Genomic DNA, 17,865 nt, shown 5'->3' on the forward strand with positions numbered 1-17,865 from the left:
CGTTAACCGCCAAGGAGCGGAAGCGTTGTCGTAACCGAGAATCGATCTGAATTCTCCCACTCCAGCCTGCCCCCGATCAGCGCTATCCGCTCCTTCATGCCCTTCATGCCAAGACCTGCCTCTATCGGCTTGCTTGGCAGGCAGCCATTATTCGCTATCGTAAGTGCGACGCTAGTCTCCAAGAAGCTGAGAACAACATCAACGGCTGTTGCTTTTCCATGTCGAACCGCATTTGTAATCGCTTCTTGTGCATTTTTGAACAAAATAAGCTCCATGCTCGGATAAAGCGGCCTTGGGTTCCCTGTTATTTGGAAGCTGACGGCTATTCCCAAAGCCTCTGCCGATTCTTCCACGAGACGATCCAGCGAATAGCGCCTGGCATCCTTTTCACCATCTGCTGCGAGCCTCCGCACCGTGCGGCGCATGAGCTCCATGCTGTCCTGAAGCTGGTCGCGAATTTGCGTTAGAGTGGCTTTTGCTCGGTTTGGATCCGCATCAAACAAATGCAGAGCGGCTTCAGACATCATTTTAACTCGAATAAGCCGGTGACCAAGGTCGTCATGAATATCTTTGGCGATGCGATTCCGCTCTTCAATCTGCGCATTATGCTCCACCTGCGAGGCATAATCCTGCATTCTCCGTCTAGCAGCGTCAAGCTCCACGTGACTGGCGGCCAACGCCTCATATAAATCTTCTATTTGGTGCCGCTTTTCCTCAAACTCATTTGACGCATAGAGAATAGCAGCCGTCGTGACCCAGAGTACAGCTACGGCAAAAATAATCTCATTATCTCTGCCATGCAGGCCTGACAGCAATGTCAATAATCCAATTGCTGCCCAGAAAATGCACATCATGGGTGCAGGCCTGCTGCGGAATGTCGCAATAAGGGTGGAGAAGAGCAATAGAAACAATACTCCGCCGTACGTATAGGAAAACCAAGCAAAGCCGAAAAACTCCGTAAGCAGCAGCAAATGGACGGCTTTCGGAAACAAGGAGCCGGCTTTAATCAGGAGCAGGGCAAGCAGCACAAAGGTCGTGTATATGGCATATGAGCCTGCGTCTACATTAACGATGCTAATAATAGGAGGGATCGCTACGAGCAAAATCCGAATCCGGTATAGCCATATATTCATGTCGAAAAGCTCCCGCAGCTGAATTTGCTTCATTATAGCATAATGTTGCAGGAACGAACGATAACGAAAGCAGCTTTTCATCCAACTTTCATGCTGGCGGCAGCGCAATATGCACGAGATGACTTTTGTCACCTTCAGAAGGTGACTTAATAGACCTGTATCTGCGATTGTCTTCGAGTATGATTGGTTTATCAGAAACAAACCGAGAGGATGAGCAAATCATGAGTCTAGTCACATTTCGCGAGGTTGTCAAAAAATACGATACGACATTAACGGTAAACCATCTTACTTTTAATATCGGCGAAGGAGAAATCTTTGGCCTGCTTGGACCAAACGGCGCCGGCAAGAGCACATCTATCCACATGCTGTCGGGCTTGCTTGAGCCAAGCGGCGGCGACATTTTGGTGGATGGCTTCTCGATCCGAAAGCAGCCGCTTGAGGTGAAGAAACGGATTGGTCTAGTTCCGCAGGAGCTTGCCATTTACGAAACGTTGACGGCGAGAGAGAATGTTACTTTTTTTGCAAAATTGTATGGCTTAAGAGGGTCGCTCCTGCGCGACCGTGTTGACGAAGCGCTGCAATTCGTTGGGCTGCTTGAGCGTGCCAAGGATAAGCCTTCAACGTTCTCGGGCGGCATGAAGAGACGGCTCAACATCGCCTGCGCCATTATGCACCGGCCAAAGCTCATTATTATGGATGAGCCGACTGTCGGCATTGACCCGCAGTCGAGGAATCATATTTTGGAATCGGTAAGAGTGTTGAACAAGCTAGGCTCAACCGTCATTTACACAAGCCATTATATGGAAGAAGTTGAGACGATTTGCACGAGAATCGGCATTCTAGATCAAGGCAAGCTTATCGCATGCGGTACGAAGGATGAATTAAAGCGTCAAGCAGGACAAGGGGAGAAGCTCATTTTTGAAATAGATCAGAAATCGAGCAACGCGCTGACTGAGATTGTGGAACACCCTGGCGTAGAGCAGTTGAATGAGCATGACGATGGCTTGACGCTCGAAGTGTCGGTGAAGGAGTCGTCTTCCATCTTGCAGGATCTATTGTTTATTATCCAGAAGCATGGAATCAATCTTCGCAAGCTGACAAGGGAAGAGCCCAATCTCGAATCGCTCTTTCTGCAAATGACCGGGCGCACATTGCGTGACGAGTAGGGGGTGCTGACAATGCGAGTGTGGTGGACGACTGCTTATTATGAGCTGATCAAATATAGCCGGATGCGTTCCGTTCTTATTCTATTAATTGGATTGCCATTATTGCTGATATTGCTGCTTGGAAGCGCCTTTGATACGGAGATTAAGCCAGCGAAGGTGGCGCTGTTTACAGCGGATCAGGGTGAAATGAGAGCAAGCATTGATTCGTTCTGGAAAGATAAAGCGATTGCGCCTTACATTAAAGTGCTTAAGGCGGGGTCGGAGAAAGAGGTTAAGGACTTTGTGCGAGAGGGGATTGCCGATTACGGCGTATTTATTCCATCAAATTATTCTGAGCAATTGATTGCTGGTGAAACTACGAAATGGCTGACATACTCAGGACGCTACGAAGAGAAAAATATAGCTGCGGATGCGGTCGTAAATCGTTACTTGTCGAATGTGAATTTACGCTTAGCGGCGATAGAGACGCTCGGACCAGAGCTTGCCGCAGCAAACGTGTGGGCGGACAGCCAAGCTGAAGCTAACAAGAGCCCTATTGCTGCTTATAATCTGGGTTCTGGAGACAGTCAAATATTTGGCGAGACGTCTGCGATCCAATACTATGCAGCTGCTTACTTAATCATGTTCCTGCTATATAGCGGCATGTCAGCAGCACTTGCTTTGCTGAACCAGAGAGAGAGCGGTACGCTGCAGCGCATGTATGCGATACCGGGCTCGTTTAGAGCGATCGTATTTGGCATCATCGTTGGAGCTGTCATGCTTGCTGCACTGCAAGCAGCCGTTATCGTAGCATTCACCAGCTATGTATATGGCGTGGAGTGGGGCAGCCGCTTTGGCTCCATTACATTGATTTGTTTGCTTACCACTGTCGCGGGAGTAGGTCTTGCCCTTACGATTGCTTCGTTTGCCCGTACTAGAAAAACAACGCAAACCTTGTTTACCATTATTGTTTTCACCATGACCTTTCTCAGCGGCGGCATGATGACCGGTATCGAGAAGGTGGTAGGCGGGGCCAGTAAACTGACGATCAATCATTGGGCTAACGTGAGTCTGCGGGCTCTTATGAGCGGCACGGATACGGCTGTGGTTTGGAACGGAATCGGAATGCTTGGCATAATTGCACTTGTGTGTACAATTATTGCAGTCATCAGACTGCCAAAGGTGGTGAAGCAGCATGCCTAGCTTTCATATCGCTGCACAGCTAATACGCAGAACAATGGGTTCCCGCCACGGGCTAATTATGAGTGTGTTGATACCTGCGATCTTTCTTTCCATTATGGCAGGGCTGTTTGCTAACCTAGAGGGTGGAAAAGCGGTTATTGCCATTAGCAATAAGGACGCTGGCGAACTTGGCAGCTATCTAGCTTCCTCGGTTCATCAGGTGAGCCTCTATGAGATTCATTTGGAGCCAAAGCTGACAGAACAGGATCTTAAGGATATGGTCGTTGACGGAAAAGCAGATGCTGCTATCTATATCCCATCGGATTATTCAGCCAAGCTGCTCGAAGGCAGCCAATCTGAGGCGATTTTGTACCGGATGAATGTGCAATTATGGAATGCATCGCTTGCAACCTTACTGGAGACGGAAGCGAGCAAGCATTCATCCTCTGTAAGTCTTGTAAAAGGGGCTGGAGAAGCAGATTTGACGAAGCTAACCGCGCTGCTTGATGCACAGGCGTCGCCAAAGGTTATTTCCGATAATGTCAGCATGAAGCTGGGCAAAATCGTTTCCAATCCGATGATGATCGGTCTTATGCTCATGTTCGTTATGATGCTTGTCAGTCAATCGATCGGCTTAGTCCTGGAAGATAGAGAGCAGCGAACGATGGCGAGAATGTTTACCGCTCCGCTCCGTGCTATTGATATTGCCTTCGGCAATTTTTTGGGAAGCATGCTCGTAGGCACCATGCAGCTAGTCATTGTGCTCAGCTTATTGTATTTTGTATTCGGCTACTCGCCGGGCATTACGTTTGGGTCGATGCTGCTTGTACTGGAGTTTTTCTTGCTGGCAGCCGTAGGCCTTGCATCAGCGGTAGCGGGGCTTATACGCAACAGCGCGCAGCTGTCCCAAATCAACAACCTTATCATTACACCGACCTGCATGATCAGCGGCTGCTTTTTCCCTATATCCATCCTGCCTGATTTTATGCAAAAGCTCGCTAATTTCACGCCGCAAAAATGGGCCATTCAAGCGGTTGACCGTTTAGGGGGCGGAGGCAGCATCAGCGATATCAGCTTGCAGCTTCTTATCCTGCTCCTATTTGCCGCCGTTATGATCGCGTTTGGGTCTGCTGTGCTAAGACCGAATCGTGCAAGCAAATCTTAAGCCGAGTTCGATGTGCAAAATTACGCTTGACTTCGCTACCTTTATATTGTAAATTTTATCAAAAGTTAACGACATCCTAACAGCGTCGACCAAGGCTATGTTGATCAGCCGCCGTTTATGGCAGAGAGGAAGCCCGCAGGCTGTAAGGCTTCTATAAACGACTGATTATTCCCTACCTTGCGAGCTGCAGCGGCAAAGCTACAAAGCCGCTGCCGGAATTCATATTCCGTTATCTAAGCAAGAGCTGTCTGGATTTGCCGGCAGCTATATGAGGGTGGTACCACGAACGCATTCGTCCCTTTCGAATGCGTTCTTTTTGTTTTCTTATAACCGAATATCAATCAAGAGGAGGCTATTCCAAGCATGAGACAGAGCCAATTGTTAATGCCGACTTTACGCGAGGCGCCATCGGAAGCGGAAGCAGCCAGCCACATTCTAATGCTGCGGGCTGGTCTAATCAGACAGCTTGCGGCTGGCATTTATACTTATTTGCCGCTCGGCCGCCGCGTGCTCAGAAAGCTGGAGCAGATCGTGCGGGAGGAAATGGATCGGGCAGGCGCGCAAGAAGTGCTGATGCCGGCGATGCAGCCAGCCGAGCTTTGGCAGCAGTCCGGTCGTTACGAGGTGTACGGGCCTGAATTAATACGATTGCATGACCGGCATGATCGGGAATTTACGCTTGGTCCGACACACGAGGAAGTAATAACCGCACTCGTTCGCAGCGAGGTTAGTTCTTATCGGCAGTTGCCGATGACGCTGTACCAGATACAAACAAAGTTTCGCGATGAGCAGCGTCCTCGCTACGGCTTGCTGCGCGGCAGAGAATTTCTAATGAAGGATGCCTACTCCTTTGACGAAGATTGGGAGGGACTTCACCGCAGCTATATGAGCATGTACGAGGCATATAACCGCATTTTTACGCGCTGCGGTCTTAATTACCGTGCCGTTGAGGCGGATGCAGGTTCGATTGGTGGAGAAGGCGGCACGCATGAGTTTATGGCGCTCGCTGAAATCGGTGAAGACACCATTGCGGCATGCGATGCCTGCAGCTATGCGGCTAATCTCGAGAAAGCGGAGTTTCGCGTTGAGCTGCGAGCAGATAGCAAGCAAGCAGAAGAGCAGAAAGAGCTTGAACGCCTTCATACGCCGAATATTAAGAAGATTGAGCAGCTTGTTGAGGCATTTGGCATCGGTGCCGATGCATTCATGAAAACTTTGATCTATACAGCCGACGAAAGCCCTGTAGCGGTAATCGTTCGAGGCGATCATGAGGTTAACGAAATAAAGGTCAAAAATGCGCTGGGCGCAGCTCATTTGGAGCTTGCGGATCAAGTGACGACAGAGCGTGTGACAGGCGCGCCAATCGGCTTCGCAGGTCCGATCGGCTTAACGATTCCTATCCTTGCTGACTATGCTGTTCTGGCGATGGAAGCGGGAATCGCGGGAGCAAATGAGCAGGACTACCACTTGGGGAACGTGCAGCCGGGCGTTCATCTCGGGAATGCACAGGCAGGCGATTATCGCGATGCGATAGCGGGCGACTGTTGCCCGCGCTGCGAGCAAGGACGCATGACGTTCCATCGCGGCATTGAGGTTGGCCATGTATTCAAGCTTGGGACCAAATACAGCGATGCGCTCCACGCTAAATTTCTGAACGCTTCGGGTACAGAGCAGCCCTTCATTATGGGATGCTACGGAATCGGGGTATCGAGGCTGCTGTCCGCCGTCCTTGAACAGCATGCGGACAGCAATGGAATCGTCTGGCCGAAGTCTATCGCGCCCTATCAGGTTCATGTCGTTCCTGTTTCTGCAAAGGATCAGGGTCAAATGGATTTGGCGCTTCATATAGCAGCGCGTCTTCAAGAGGCCGGAGTTGATACGCTGCTTGATGATCGCGACGAGCGTCCGGGTGTCAAGTTCAAGGATTCGGACCTTATCGGCATACCGATTCGCATCGTAGTAGGGAAGCATGCCGCCGAAGGTATCGTTGAGCTTAAGCTCCGAAACGAAGCGGAAACGCAAAAGCTAGGCTTAGAGGAAGCCATCGCTTTTGCGCTTGAAAAGTAAGCGGTAGAACAAAAATAATACGCTTACATATAAAAATTCCACTGCCGCCTATGGCATTGTGGAATAAAAGGGGAACGAGCCGTCTGCATTTGGGGACGGCCGCGCCCTTTTTTTAGTTTAGTCGGCTGTATTCGTAAAATTAGTCAATAATCCAAGTTGCCATAACATAAGATGGAGTATAAGATGAAGATAAGAACAAATTATCAGATTATTTCGTCAACTCATCATCATCTAAACTGAGGTAAGGGAGGGATTGCCGTGAACAAAAGCCACGAAGTCGAATATTGCAATTTGGAGCTGCGATTTGACCGCCGGCAAATCCAAAATCTCATCCGCGATCTTATTCAGGAAGGTTACTCCTTGTACTGGAGCGAGACCGAGGGGCAGTTTCTAGTATCCATTCGAACAGGCCGCAAGCTCGTTAAGCTTCAATTCCAGCGAATGAAAAATCGTTACAAAATTGTCGGCGACTACATCATCAAGGACGAGAAACTGTCGGAGTTGATTGAAAAGCTGATTAATGACACACGTGGACATGCGGTTGTGAAGCGCATTAAAGATCGTCAAATCGTCATTGAGAGTATTATGTTCGGTGAGATTATACGACTCGTGGAGGTGTCCGGTATGGAACATCGGATTATTTATCAGAAGAAGCCTTTTGTTACAATAGAAGAAATGATTAGAGCTTTTCAATCCAAGCGAGCAGAGGAAAGAGCCATCGTACTGCGCTATGAGCTGGATTATGAGTTGTCGATGCTCTTCGATGCGCTGCAAGGCGATGACGAGGAAGCGGTTACGGAATCTAAAGAACGGCTGATGGCGCTTCGTTCGGAAATGTTGCAACTGGAGCTCTGATGATGGATGCTGGTTCCTATATGAAAGACTAAAAGCGATCGAAAGCTGTGCAACGCATACAGCATTTGATCGTTTTTAGGTTGTGCTATGCCATTGAAACGATGCAGCGCCGCATCGAATAACAAGTAGTTTACCTTCATATATAAGATAAACTTTTTGAATCGGTCAATATTTTTGATGCAGCAATTCCGACATTTTTATAGGCAAATAGTTTTCTTCTTGGCTTAAAAAGAGTAAAATGAAACTATTGTGACCCAAAATAGATGATGAAGGATGGAAGAACCAGATGTCTAAACAGCAAATTGGCGTTATTGGATTGGCCGTAATGGGTAAGAACCTTGCCCTTAACATTGAGAGCAGAGGCTTTACAGTTTCAGTATTTAACCGCTCCCGCGAGAAGACAGATGATCTCGTTCAAGAAGCAGCCGGCAAAAATCTTGTTCCGACATACACCATTGAAGAATTCGTTCAATCGCTTGAAGTGCCTCGCAAAATTTTGATCATGGTTCAAGCTGGAGCAGGAACGGACGCAACAATCGATTCCCTCGTTCCTCATTTGGCTGAAGGCGACATTATCATCGATGGCGGAAACGCATATTTCCCTGATACGGTACGTCGCAGCAAGGACCTTGAAGCAAAAGGCTTCCGCTTTATCGGTACAGGCGTATCCGGCGGCGAAGAGGGCGCTTTGAAAGGACCTTCGATTATGCCAGGCGGCCAAAAATCCGCTTACGAGCTTGTTGAACCGATCCTTACTGCAATTTCTGCTAAAGTAGGCGATGACGCTTGCTGCACATATATCGGACCGGATGGCGCTGGCCACTATGTGAAAATGGTACATAACGGAATCGAGTACGGCGACATGCAGCTGATTTGCGAAGCATACGACCTGCTCAAAAATGTGCTTGACGTTAGCGCAGAAGAGCTTCACGAAATTTTCTCCGAGTGGAACAAAGGCGAGCTAGACAGCTACCTTATTGAGATCACGAGAGATATCTTCTCGAAATACGATCCTGAGACAGGCAAGCCAATGGTAGACGTTATCCTAGATTCCGCAGGCCAAAAGGGAACTGGAAAATGGACAAGCCAAAGCTCGCTGGATCTTGGCGTTCCGCTTTCGATCATTACGGAATCCGTATTTACTCGCTTCTTGTCGGCTATGAAGGAAGAGCGCGTTGCGGCTAGCAAAGTGCTTAACGGACCTGTAAAAACACCTTTCCAAGGCGACAGAGCGGCATTTATCGAGTCCGTGCGCAAAGCGCTGTTTGCAAGTAAAATTTGCTCGTACGCACAGGGCTTTGCTCAAATGCGTGCGGCTTCGGAAGAATATAACTGGGATCTTAAATACGGCGAAATCGCAATGATTTTCCGCGGCGGCTGCATTATCCGTGCTCGCTTCCTGCAAAACATCAAAGACGCTTACGACCGTGATCCGAACCTTCGCAACCTGTTGTTGGATTCCTATTTCCAAAACATCGTTGAGTCTTACCAAGGCGCTTGGCGCGAAGTGATTTCTGCTGCTGTTGCAAACGGCGTACCGGTTCCTGCTTTCTCAAGCGCAATCGCTTATTTCGACAGCTACCGTACAGAGCGCTTACCTGCGAACCTGCTTCAAGCGCAGCGCGACTACTTCGGCGCTCATACGTTCAAACGTTTGGACAAAGAAGGAAGCTTCCACTTCAACTGGATGCAATCTTAATACGAGCAGCTATTTAATGATTCCGCTCGCGGGGTTTGTCCACATACAATCCGTGTGCTGCTTGACGCAGCCATTCACGCAGCCGATCAGCCTCTTGATTGCTGTAATGTCTGCGATGAACGAGGGACATAGCCGCTTCGGCAAAGAAATGAAAGTTTTGCAATAAGCGTGGCTGCGAAAGATCCATTAAGGCTGGATCTTCGTCAGCCACCTTTTTTTTAATCAATTCAAGCATCCAGACGACATCCGCGCGACAGAGCGGATGATCAGGATCGAGAATACGATCGACACGTTTTTGAGTGGGGTGAAATGGTTGCAGATTGAGATCACTGGTCATCGCGAGCGTCACTCCTAATCCTAATTATTCATCATTATCATCCATACGGCATATGCAACTTTTTTATACCCTAGAATTGCAAAAAAATGTTATGATGTTGAAGAAGAAATGGTTTAGCAAGAGCGAAAAGGGTGAAACGGTTACGATGGACAGGCAACCATTGAAAAAGTTAGTGTTAATCGGGTTTATGGGGACCGGCAAGTCAACCGTCAGCAAGCTGCTCGCAGGGGAACTTGGCTGGAAGCGAGTCGACGCCGATGAGGAAATCGAAAGGCTTGAAAACAGGCTTATTTCTGATATTTTTGCAGCGGATGGCGAAGCGGGCTTTCGGGTAATCGAAACCAAGGTTCTTGAAGCGATTTTGGCGAGCGAGGAGTCATCTGTCATTGCTACAGGCGGCGGTGCCGTGCTTAGCGAGGTTAACAGGGAACTCATGCTTAGCAAAGGGTTTGTCGTCGCACTGAAGGCGAATCCGGAGCAAATTATTGCAAGGGTAAAAACAGACACGGCGCGCCCCTTGCTGCAAGGCGATGCGGAGGAGAGAGTTAATCTGCTGCTGGAGCAGCGCAAGCATGCCTATGATTTTGCGCATCTGACGATTGATACGACGAATATGTCAGCAGAAGAGGTCGTTGCGGCGATACTTGCGCAGCATATGATTTCGCAATAACTTGATTTTTCATCACTACAAGCGGCCCTCGGCTGGTTGGGTGTATATATTATTGTAAAGGGAGATCATACGAACTATGGACGTATTAGTGACGCCAACGCCAAGGCTTGAAGGCGAGCTTCAAGCGCTATCTTCAAAAAATTACACCACACGCTACCTGCTGGTAGCAGCACTTGCGGAAGGGACGAGCACCATTTATTATCCGGCTCACAGCGAGGATAGCGATGCCATGCGCCGCTGTATCCGCGATCTAGGAGCGAGCGTAGAAGAGGATGATGAGAAAATCGTCATCACCGGCTTTGGCCGCAATCCGAAGCCTGTCGAGCAGCTTGATGTAGGCAATGCGGGTGCTGTATTGCGTTTTTTGATGGCAATTGCCGCACTTTGCCCAGATGTTACCTTCATTAACCGTTATCCGGATTCACTAGGAAAGCGTCCGCACAGCGATTTGATTGAATCGTTGACAGCGATGGGCGTAACTATCGAGCATCAAGACGGCAAGCTTCCTATTCGCATTCAAGGCGGCGCTCCAAAGGGCGGTAAAATTCAAGTATCAGGCAACATTAGCTCGCAATTTTTGAGTGCGCTTCTGTTCTTGACGCCTTTACTCGAGGAAGACAGCGAGATCGAGGTGCTGCATGACTTGAAATCGAAGGTTGTCGTGGGTCAAACGCTTGAAGTGTTGGAGCAGGCCGGCATCGTCATTCATGCCGACGAGGACTATATGCGTTTCCGCGTTCCAGGCGGACAAAGCTACGCTGCCAAAACGTATTCCGTACAAGGCGATTATCCGGGGTCTGCGGCGATTTTGGCTGCTGCTGCCGTAACCGAATCAGATGTTATCGTTCACCGTCTGGAAGAGAAGAGCAAGCAAGGCGAGCGCGCTGTTGTTGATGTTCTCAAGATGATGGAGGTTCCGCTTACGCATGAAGGCGGCATCGTCCATGTGAAAGGCAATGGAAAGCTAAAGGCAGTAGAATTCGATGGCGATCATGCAACGGATGCAGTACTTGCGATGGTTGCTGCCGCTGTTTTTGCCGATGGGACTTCCAGATTCTATAATGTAGAAAACCTGCGCTACAAAGAATGCGACCGCATTACCGACTATTTAAATGAGCTGCGCAAAGCGGGCGCGAATGTGGAAGAGCGTCAGGCTGAGATTATTGTCCATGGCCGTCCTGAAGGCGTCGAAGGCGGCGTTGAGATTAATGCCCATTACGATCACCGCGTTATCATGGCATTGACGGTCGTTGGCTTGCGTGCGAAACAGCCGATTCGAATTCGTGATGCTCATCACGTAGCCAAGTCGTATCCCATTTACTTTGATCATTTGAAAGCTTTGGGAGCGAACGTTGAGTGGATCGAAGGGTAAATGATGGAAGGCGTTTCGGCATTTTTTCCTAAAATAATGAATTGAGGTGTTTTGATGGCATTTGAGAATCCTACGCGTGAGCAGATAAAGGGTATTTTGGAGAAAAGTACGACTGTTGCTGTTGTTGGCTTGTCTGACAATCCAGAGCGCGTGTCCTATATGGTATCCGAAGCGATGCAAGCAAAGGGCTATACGATTATTCCCGTCAATCCTAACGCCGATACCATATTGGGACAAAAAAGCTATGCGACGCTCAAGGATATACCCGTACCCGTTGATATCGTTAATGTTTTCCGCAGAAGCGAGCATACGCCTCCTGTCGCGGAAGAGGCGGTTGCTATTGGCGCCAAAACCTTTTGGCTGCAGCTTGGCATAGCGAACGAGGAAGCAGCTGCAATTGCAACTGCTGGCGGCTTAGAGGTCATTATGGATCGGTGCATTAAGGTTGAGGATTCTATCCTGCTTTCTGGTGGAAAATCCAAAACATAACTGTAATAAAAAAACGGTCACTCCTACACAATAAGAAAGGCTTCAAGAGCGAGTGCCGAACTTGTTATCGCATAAACACTGTGGGCGAAGCGGTCGGTGTTCACCTGAAGACTCTATGATGGTATCCAAGGAGGACACGACGTGAATCAATTTTCGCAACAACCGGGTAATTTCCAAGGACAACAGAGCTACCAAAACCAATACGCACAATTCCAGCCAACAGGCAATGTGCAATCGCATTATCAAGGGCAGCTCAGCCAACCGACTTTTGGCAGACAAACGAATTCAATCGTTTCGAATGTGCCAGGCGGTTATCAAGCGTCTAATTCTTATAACCAAGGTGCACAACAACAGTTTTCGCCATCTGGCTATTCGAATATGACAAATCCGGTGGGAACGAACAATTCATTCAACTCGCATCAATTGGTTCAAAGCTATGCACAATCACCTGCAACAGCGTTTGGCAGCTTTGGTCCAGTTATTTCGCATGTTGGTTTTCAAGCTGGTCCCGATAATCAACAAGGCCGTCAACAGTCTTTTAACCAGTCTTATGGATTGCAAAATGCACAATATACAGCATCCAACTACGGTGGCTTCAACCAATCGAACGCACAAAACGGATATGGTATGACACCGACTCAATCGTACACGTCTTCGCAAACCCCAGTGTTGGATGCTACGAATTCCTACCAACAAGCAGGTCCGGTTATTTCGCATCTAGGTGGCTACCAAGCTTCAAACGCGCAAAACTCGCCTTACTTTGGTGGCAATCGCTAACATCGTTATAAAATAACTGAAAAGAATCCATCAACATCGGCGGGCCCTAAAGGGCTCGCCTTTTACTTTGACAAAAACGAAGCAAACGCTTAACATCGTTATAGATATATCGGACTAAATGCTTATTGATGTATAGTTTTGCCGCGCATAATATTGCCACGCAAAGCTTTAAGGAGGTGCATGATGGTTTTCATAGGAAGTCTGCAGCAGCTCGGTAGAGCTTTTATGCTGCCGATGATTGTATTGCCGGGCGCGGCTATATTTTTGAGCTTGAGCAAGCTGCCTTGGGCGTACATTGGTTTGCCAGAAATGGAAGGTTATTTAGTTACAGCTAGCGAAACGATATTTACGTTTTTACCATATATTTTCGCGCTGGGCATATCGCTTGGATTAACTGGAAATGCGCTTGCAGCCGGTATGGCGGCGCTTGTCGGCATGTTTATCTATAGCGGCATTACAGGTACTGCCGAGGTGCCAATTGAACCTACCGTACTGATTGGAACAATAATCGGGATCATAGCGGGCGTAAGCCATGAGCGATTCAAAAGTCTCCGCTTGCCGGAGTACATACAATTTTTTGGAGGGCCAAGGTTCGTTCCATTGTTCGTTAGCGTCGTCTCCTTGTTATTCTCGATAGGGATGATCAACATCGCCCCTTATTTGCAGCAAATGCTTGTGGAGCTTGGAGAAATCGTTGCATCGGGCGGCGGGTTCGGCGTTTTTTTATACGGCTTTGTGCACCGCATTTTGGTCGTGTTTGGCCTGCACCATTTAGTCAGTCACGTGTTCTGGTTCCAAATTGGCGGCTACGAGACGGATACGGGCAGCATGGTTTATGGTGACCTGCCTCGCTTCTTCGCAGGAGACCCGTCAGCTGGCGTGTTCATGGCAGGGCTTTATCCGACGATGATGTTCGCTTTGCCGGCCATTGCTCTTGCGATCATTCATGAAGCGCGTGAGGATTTGAAGCCGAAAATACGAAAAACATTTCTTTATGCTGCGCTTGCGTCATTTTTAACGGGTGTCACTGAGCCGGTAGAATTTGCATTTTTGTTTGTAGCTCCCTATTTATACGTTGTTCATGCCATATTGTCTGGTATCATAATGTGGGTTACCTACGAGCTCGGCATTAAGCATGGATTTTCGTTTTCAGCCGGGGCGATTGATTATGCCATTAATTTGCATTTGGCGACTCGGGGCTGGCTTATTATCCCTATTGGCATTGTCGTCGGTTTTGTTTATTATTTCTTGTTCCGATGGGCGATTCGCAGGTTTAGAATTCCAACGCCGGGACGCGAGGAAGGCTCGCAGCTTGACGAGTGGGCAGGCGACATTCCATATCGCGCACCGCTTATATTGCAAGCCATTGGCGGCAAACAAAATATAGAAAAAATGGAGTCCTGCATTACTAGATTGCGGCTTAAAGTATCCAATGACAAGCTGCTCGATGTAAATTCACTGCGCAATCTAGGTGCAGCAGGCGTTATAAAGCTTGGCGGCGGACAAGTTCAGGTTGTATTCGGGACCTACTCCGAGCTCATTCGTGAAGAGATGATCAAGACGATCCATCGCGATCAAGCTCAAGTGTTGTTCTACTCGCCTATTCAAGGGAGAATGATTCCGCTTGATGAAGTACCAGACCCGATATTCGCGGGTAAGCTCGTTGGACAGGGCGTTGCATTTATTCCTGACAAAGGGGAGCTTGTCTCTCCAGTCAAAGGCAAAGTCATTCATATTTACCCGACTATGCATGCGATAGGCATTCTTACACCTGAGGGGCTGGAGGTATTGCTTCATATCGGAATCGATACTTCGGGTCTGGCAGGCAAAGGTTATTTTAAAGCTGTTGTTAAGGAAGGCGACGAAGTCACCCCAGGCATGCTGCTCATCAAATTTGATCTTCAGCGAGTCCGGAAGGAAAGCAAGTCGCTTGCTACACCGATGGTTATTACGAATTCCGATCTTGTACACTCATGGCGGTTTGCACCGTTCAAAGCGGTGAAAAAAGGACAGTCCTCTGTAATGTCTGTTGTACTTAAAGAGAGAAACGGTGGAGGGGAAACACAATGATTCAAGGAATAGGAGCGTCAGCAGGCATAGCGATTGGGAGATCGTTTGTGCTTCCGAATTGGGAATGGGAGTTACCGGAGCAAAAGATTGATGTAGCTGATTTTGCCCGCGAGTTCGAACGTGTTTACGAAGGAATTCGTACCTCAAAATCGGAAATTGAGCAGATTAAGGATGAGCTGCGTGATGTTGTCGGTTCGGAGGAAACACATATATTCGATGCTCATATAGCCATTTTGGACGATCCTGTCTTTATGAATGAAATTCAAGGCATTATCCAGCGTCAATATAAAGCGGCTGAAGTAGCGGTTAAGGAAGCGATCGACCATTTTGTTACGATGTTTGATCTGCTTGATGATGAATATATGAAGGAAAGAGCGCTTGATATTAAGGATGTGGGCAATCGATTGCTGAAGCATTTGCTGGGAGCGCCGGAAATTACGCTTCCTTCGGATACGCAGCCGTTCATTCTAATTGCGAAGGAGCTTTCGCCTTCACAGCTTGCCCACATCAATCCGCAGCATGTGCTTGGCATTGTGACGCTGGCGGGAAGCACGACTTCTCATTCGGCAATTATGGCGCGTGCGCTTGGTGTTCCGCTCGTTGTAGGCGTCGAGACGAAGCTTGAGGAGCCTATTCAAACCGGGCAAACGATCATTATCGATGGCAGCGACGGGACCGTATTTATTGATCCCGTGCAGCAAGTGATTGATTCCTACTCCGAGCTGCACAGCCATCAAGCGGAAGCGAAGAAAAGGCTGCACGGCATTGCAGGTCACCGTCCCGTCACGCCAGATGGCAAGAGACTGGAGCTGGCGGCCAATATCAGCTCCTTCAAGGAGCTGGAAATAGCATTAGCGAGCGGGGCGCATGGTGTAGGCTTGTTCCGTACTGAGTTTTTGTATATGGACCGCAATCGGTTTCCGAAGGAAGAAGAGCAGTTCGAGGTGTACCGCAGCGTTGCCGAGCGGCTTGGCGGCGAGCCATTAGTCATTCGTACGCTTGATGTTGGCGGCGACAAGCAGCTTGATTATTTTGAGCTTCCGGAAGAGGATAATCCGTTTCTTGGCTACCGTGCGATTCGAATTTCACTGGATCGTCAGGACTTATTTAAAACGCAGCTGCGCGCGATACTTCGTGCAAGCTACTATGGTCAAGTGAAGCTGATGTATCCGCTCATTTCATCGGTCGATGAGGTGCGGGCAGCAAACGCAGTGCTGAATGAAGCGAAGCGCGAGCTGGAGGAAGCTGGCCATCCTTATGACAAAGGGATGAAGATTGGCATTATGATCGAGGTGCCAGCTGCCGTCATGATCGCCGATCTGCTTGCGGAAGAGGTGGATTTCTTCAGCATTGGAACCAATGATTTGGTTCAGTTCACGCTGGCGGTCGACCGCATGAATGAGGAAATCTCTCATTTGTATGAGCCGTACCATCCTGCACTGCTCCGAATGCTGCGCATGACGGTTGAAGCGGCAAAGCGAAGCGGCATTACCGTTGGCGTATGCGGGGAGCTGGCGGGAGATTTAAGAGCGCTGCCGATTTGGCTTAGCTTGGACGTAGATGAGCTGAGCATGTCATCACATTCCATTTTGCATGTGAAGGAAAGGCTGCTGTGCACCTCGCAGGAAGAGAGCAGAGAGGTGTTCCAGAAGCTGCATGCCTGCCGCACAAGCACTGAAATATTAGAGCAGCTAAATGGCTTTATGGAACGAATAAACAAAAAAACAGCGAATGGTTAACCCATTCGCTGTACTAATGCGTCTACAAATGCTTTGGCATAGGGTGGAAGATCTGGCGGACGTCGCGCGGAGATCAGATTTCCATCCACGACAACGGCTTCATCGAACCATGTAGCGCCTGCATTTTCCATATCGTCGCGAATGCCTGGGGTTGAGGTTACTTTGCGGCCTTCTAATATTTTCGCCGAAATAAGTACCCAGCCCGCATGGCAGATTTGGCCAATTGGCTTGTCTGCCGCATTCAGTTCCTGTACCAGCTGAAGCACTTTCGGATAACGACGAAGCTTGTCAGGTGCCCAGCCGCCTGGCACGAGCAATCCGATAATGTCCTCGCTGTTTACTTCATCGAACGACAAATCGGCAACAGCAGGTACGCCGTATTTGCCGATATGCTTCTTGCCTTTCTCAGGCCCAGCATACAGGACGGTTGCACCGGCTTCGCGTGCACGATACACGGGATACCATAGCTCCAAATCCTCAAATTCGTCGTCAAGCAAACAGATGACGGTTTTGTTTTGCAATGACATTATATTCCCCTCCATCTATTAAAGATCACTATTATTGTAACGAAGGAGTAACAATGAAGCAAACGGATTCGAATTCAAAATCATTCTCTTATCTAAGGCTGCTTCGCTTTTTGCCAGCAGTCGCCTGGATGACCGTTATTTTTATATTATCCTCAAGAACTAGCGACGAGATCGGAACATTGCTGCCATTCTTTCAAAAATTTTTCCCTTTTATGGAAGATTTTAATTGGGGCCATTATGTCTCTTATTTTGTTTTAGCTTTAACAATTGATTATGGAATGGGCAGGAACGGTGACCGCTTCTGGATGAAGGTTGCTATCGTACTGATCTGCGGGCTGTATGGGATTACGGATGAGTTCCATCAATCCTTTGTGGGCGGCAGAATGCCTGACCCGATGGATGTACGCAATGATATGATAGGAGCTGCGTTATGGACAGCGCTTGCGGCGATACCGCCAATTCGAAAGATATGGAGAAAAATCGCAAAGTAATCGGAAGCTTTTGGAAGGCTTCTAAGTTGATTTTAGTAGTAAAAATTACAAAGCTGTGTAAGCAGGAATTTATGCGAAAATGGTCGAATCACTTATACAATGCAACTCTAAAAAGCAATGCTTAGCGGCAATAGCTGCTACTAAGAA

The 17,865-nt window shown here is 48.5% G+C and carries 16 protein-coding genes; 13 read left to right on the top strand and 3 right to left on the bottom strand.

Annotated features, from left to right (window positions below; all coding sequences use genetic code 11):
- Positions 1–2: 2 nt before the first annotated feature.
- Entirely contained in the window at positions 3–1,133 is a 1,131-nt protein-coding gene (locus tag AC1TPC_RS10800; RefSeq protein ID WP_482066854.1) for a sensor histidine kinase, read from the bottom strand.
- 221 nt (positions 1,134–1,354) lie between these two features.
- Between AC1TPC_RS10800 and AC1TPC_RS10805 the strand changes: the two genes are divergently transcribed.
- The 6 genes from AC1TPC_RS10805 to gndA all read left to right on the top strand — a co-directional run bounded on the left by AC1TPC_RS10805 (position 1,355) and on the right by gndA (position 9,246).
- A complete protein-coding gene (locus AC1TPC_RS10805; protein WP_482066855.1) occupies positions 1,355–2,299 on the top strand; it encodes an ABC transporter ATP-binding protein in 945 nt (314 codons plus the stop codon).
- A 12-nt stretch (positions 2,300–2,311) separates the two neighbouring features.
- Complete coding sequence (locus AC1TPC_RS10810) at positions 2,312–3,481, top strand: ABC transporter permease (protein ID WP_482066856.1); 1,170 nt, start codon at positions 2,312–2,314, stop codon at positions 3,479–3,481.
- Complete coding sequence (locus tag AC1TPC_RS10815) at positions 3,474–4,625, top strand: ABC transporter permease (RefSeq protein WP_482066857.1); 1,152 nt, start codon at positions 3,474–3,476, stop codon at positions 4,623–4,625. Before AC1TPC_RS10810 ends, AC1TPC_RS10815 begins: the two co-directional genes overlap by 8 nt.
- A gap of 363 nt (positions 4,626–4,988) precedes the next feature.
- The gene (locus AC1TPC_RS10820; RefSeq protein ID WP_482066858.1) at positions 4,989–6,692 is read left to right on the top strand and encodes a proline--tRNA ligase; all 1,704 of its coding nucleotides are present in this window, start codon (positions 4,989–4,991) and stop codon (positions 6,690–6,692) included.
- A gap of 258 nt (positions 6,693–6,950) precedes the next feature.
- Positions 6,951–7,547, top strand: coding sequence for a hypothetical protein (locus tag AC1TPC_RS10825; RefSeq protein WP_053375586.1), 597 nt, complete (start codon positions 6,951–6,953; stop codon positions 7,545–7,547).
- A 286-nt stretch (positions 7,548–7,833) separates the two neighbouring features.
- A complete protein-coding gene (gndA, locus tag AC1TPC_RS10830; RefSeq protein WP_482066859.1) occupies positions 7,834–9,246 on the top strand; it encodes an NADP-dependent phosphogluconate dehydrogenase in 1,413 nt (470 codons plus the stop codon).
- Positions 9,247–9,259: 13 nt separating this feature from the next.
- Here the strand turns inward: gndA and AC1TPC_RS10835 are convergent, their stop codons facing one another.
- Positions 9,260–9,583, bottom strand: a complete 324-nt coding sequence (locus tag AC1TPC_RS10835) for a hypothetical protein (protein WP_482066860.1) — start codon at positions 9,581–9,583, stop codon at positions 9,260–9,262.
- A 145-nt stretch (positions 9,584–9,728) separates the two neighbouring features.
- On the opposite strand from AC1TPC_RS10835, the gene AC1TPC_RS10840 reads away from it, so the two are divergent.
- The 6 genes from AC1TPC_RS10840 to ptsP all read left to right on the top strand — a co-directional run bounded on the left by AC1TPC_RS10840 (position 9,729) and on the right by ptsP (position 16,700).
- Positions 9,729–10,253 carry a shikimate kinase gene (locus tag AC1TPC_RS10840; protein WP_482066861.1) on the top strand — a complete coding sequence of 175 codons (525 nt, stop codon included), beginning with the start codon at positions 9,729–9,731 and terminating at the stop codon, positions 10,251–10,253.
- A 76-nt stretch (positions 10,254–10,329) separates the two neighbouring features.
- Entirely contained in the window at positions 10,330–11,625 is a 1,296-nt protein-coding gene (gene aroA, locus AC1TPC_RS10845; protein WP_482066862.1) for a 3-phosphoshikimate 1-carboxyvinyltransferase, read from the top strand.
- Between the two features lie 54 nt (positions 11,626–11,679).
- Positions 11,680–12,114: a CoA-binding protein gene (locus tag AC1TPC_RS10850; protein WP_482066863.1), complete on the top strand. Its 435-nt coding sequence runs from the start codon at positions 11,680–11,682 to the stop codon at positions 12,112–12,114.
- A 141-nt stretch (positions 12,115–12,255) separates the two neighbouring features.
- The gene (locus tag AC1TPC_RS10855; protein WP_482066864.1) at positions 12,256–12,891 is read left to right on the top strand and encodes a hypothetical protein; all 636 of its coding nucleotides are present in this window, start codon (positions 12,256–12,258) and stop codon (positions 12,889–12,891) included.
- 183 nt (positions 12,892–13,074) lie between these two features.
- Positions 13,075–14,961 carry a glucose PTS transporter subunit IIA gene (locus AC1TPC_RS10860; RefSeq protein WP_482066900.1) on the top strand — a complete coding sequence of 629 codons (1,887 nt, stop codon included), beginning with the start codon at positions 13,075–13,077 and terminating at the stop codon, positions 14,959–14,961.
- Positions 14,958–16,700: a phosphoenolpyruvate--protein phosphotransferase gene (gene ptsP / locus AC1TPC_RS10865; RefSeq protein WP_482066865.1), complete on the top strand. Its 1,743-nt coding sequence runs from the start codon at positions 14,958–14,960 to the stop codon at positions 16,698–16,700. The genes AC1TPC_RS10860 and ptsP overlap by 4 nt, the downstream gene beginning before the upstream one ends.
- Here ptsP and AC1TPC_RS10870 read toward each other — a convergent pair.
- Positions 16,697–17,227, bottom strand: a complete 531-nt coding sequence (locus AC1TPC_RS10870) for a type 1 glutamine amidotransferase domain-containing protein (RefSeq protein ID WP_169083192.1) — start codon at positions 17,225–17,227, stop codon at positions 16,697–16,699. The genes ptsP and AC1TPC_RS10870 overlap by 4 nt on opposite strands.
- Positions 17,228–17,280: 53 nt before the next feature.
- Between AC1TPC_RS10870 and AC1TPC_RS10875 the strand changes: the two genes are divergently transcribed.
- Complete coding sequence (locus AC1TPC_RS10875; RefSeq protein ID WP_482066866.1) at positions 17,281–17,718, top strand: VanZ family protein; 438 nt, start codon at positions 17,281–17,283, stop codon at positions 17,716–17,718.
- The last annotated feature ends 147 nt before the right edge of the window (positions 17,719–17,865 follow it).

The organism is Paenibacillus sp. Y280 (assembly GCF_056786335.1).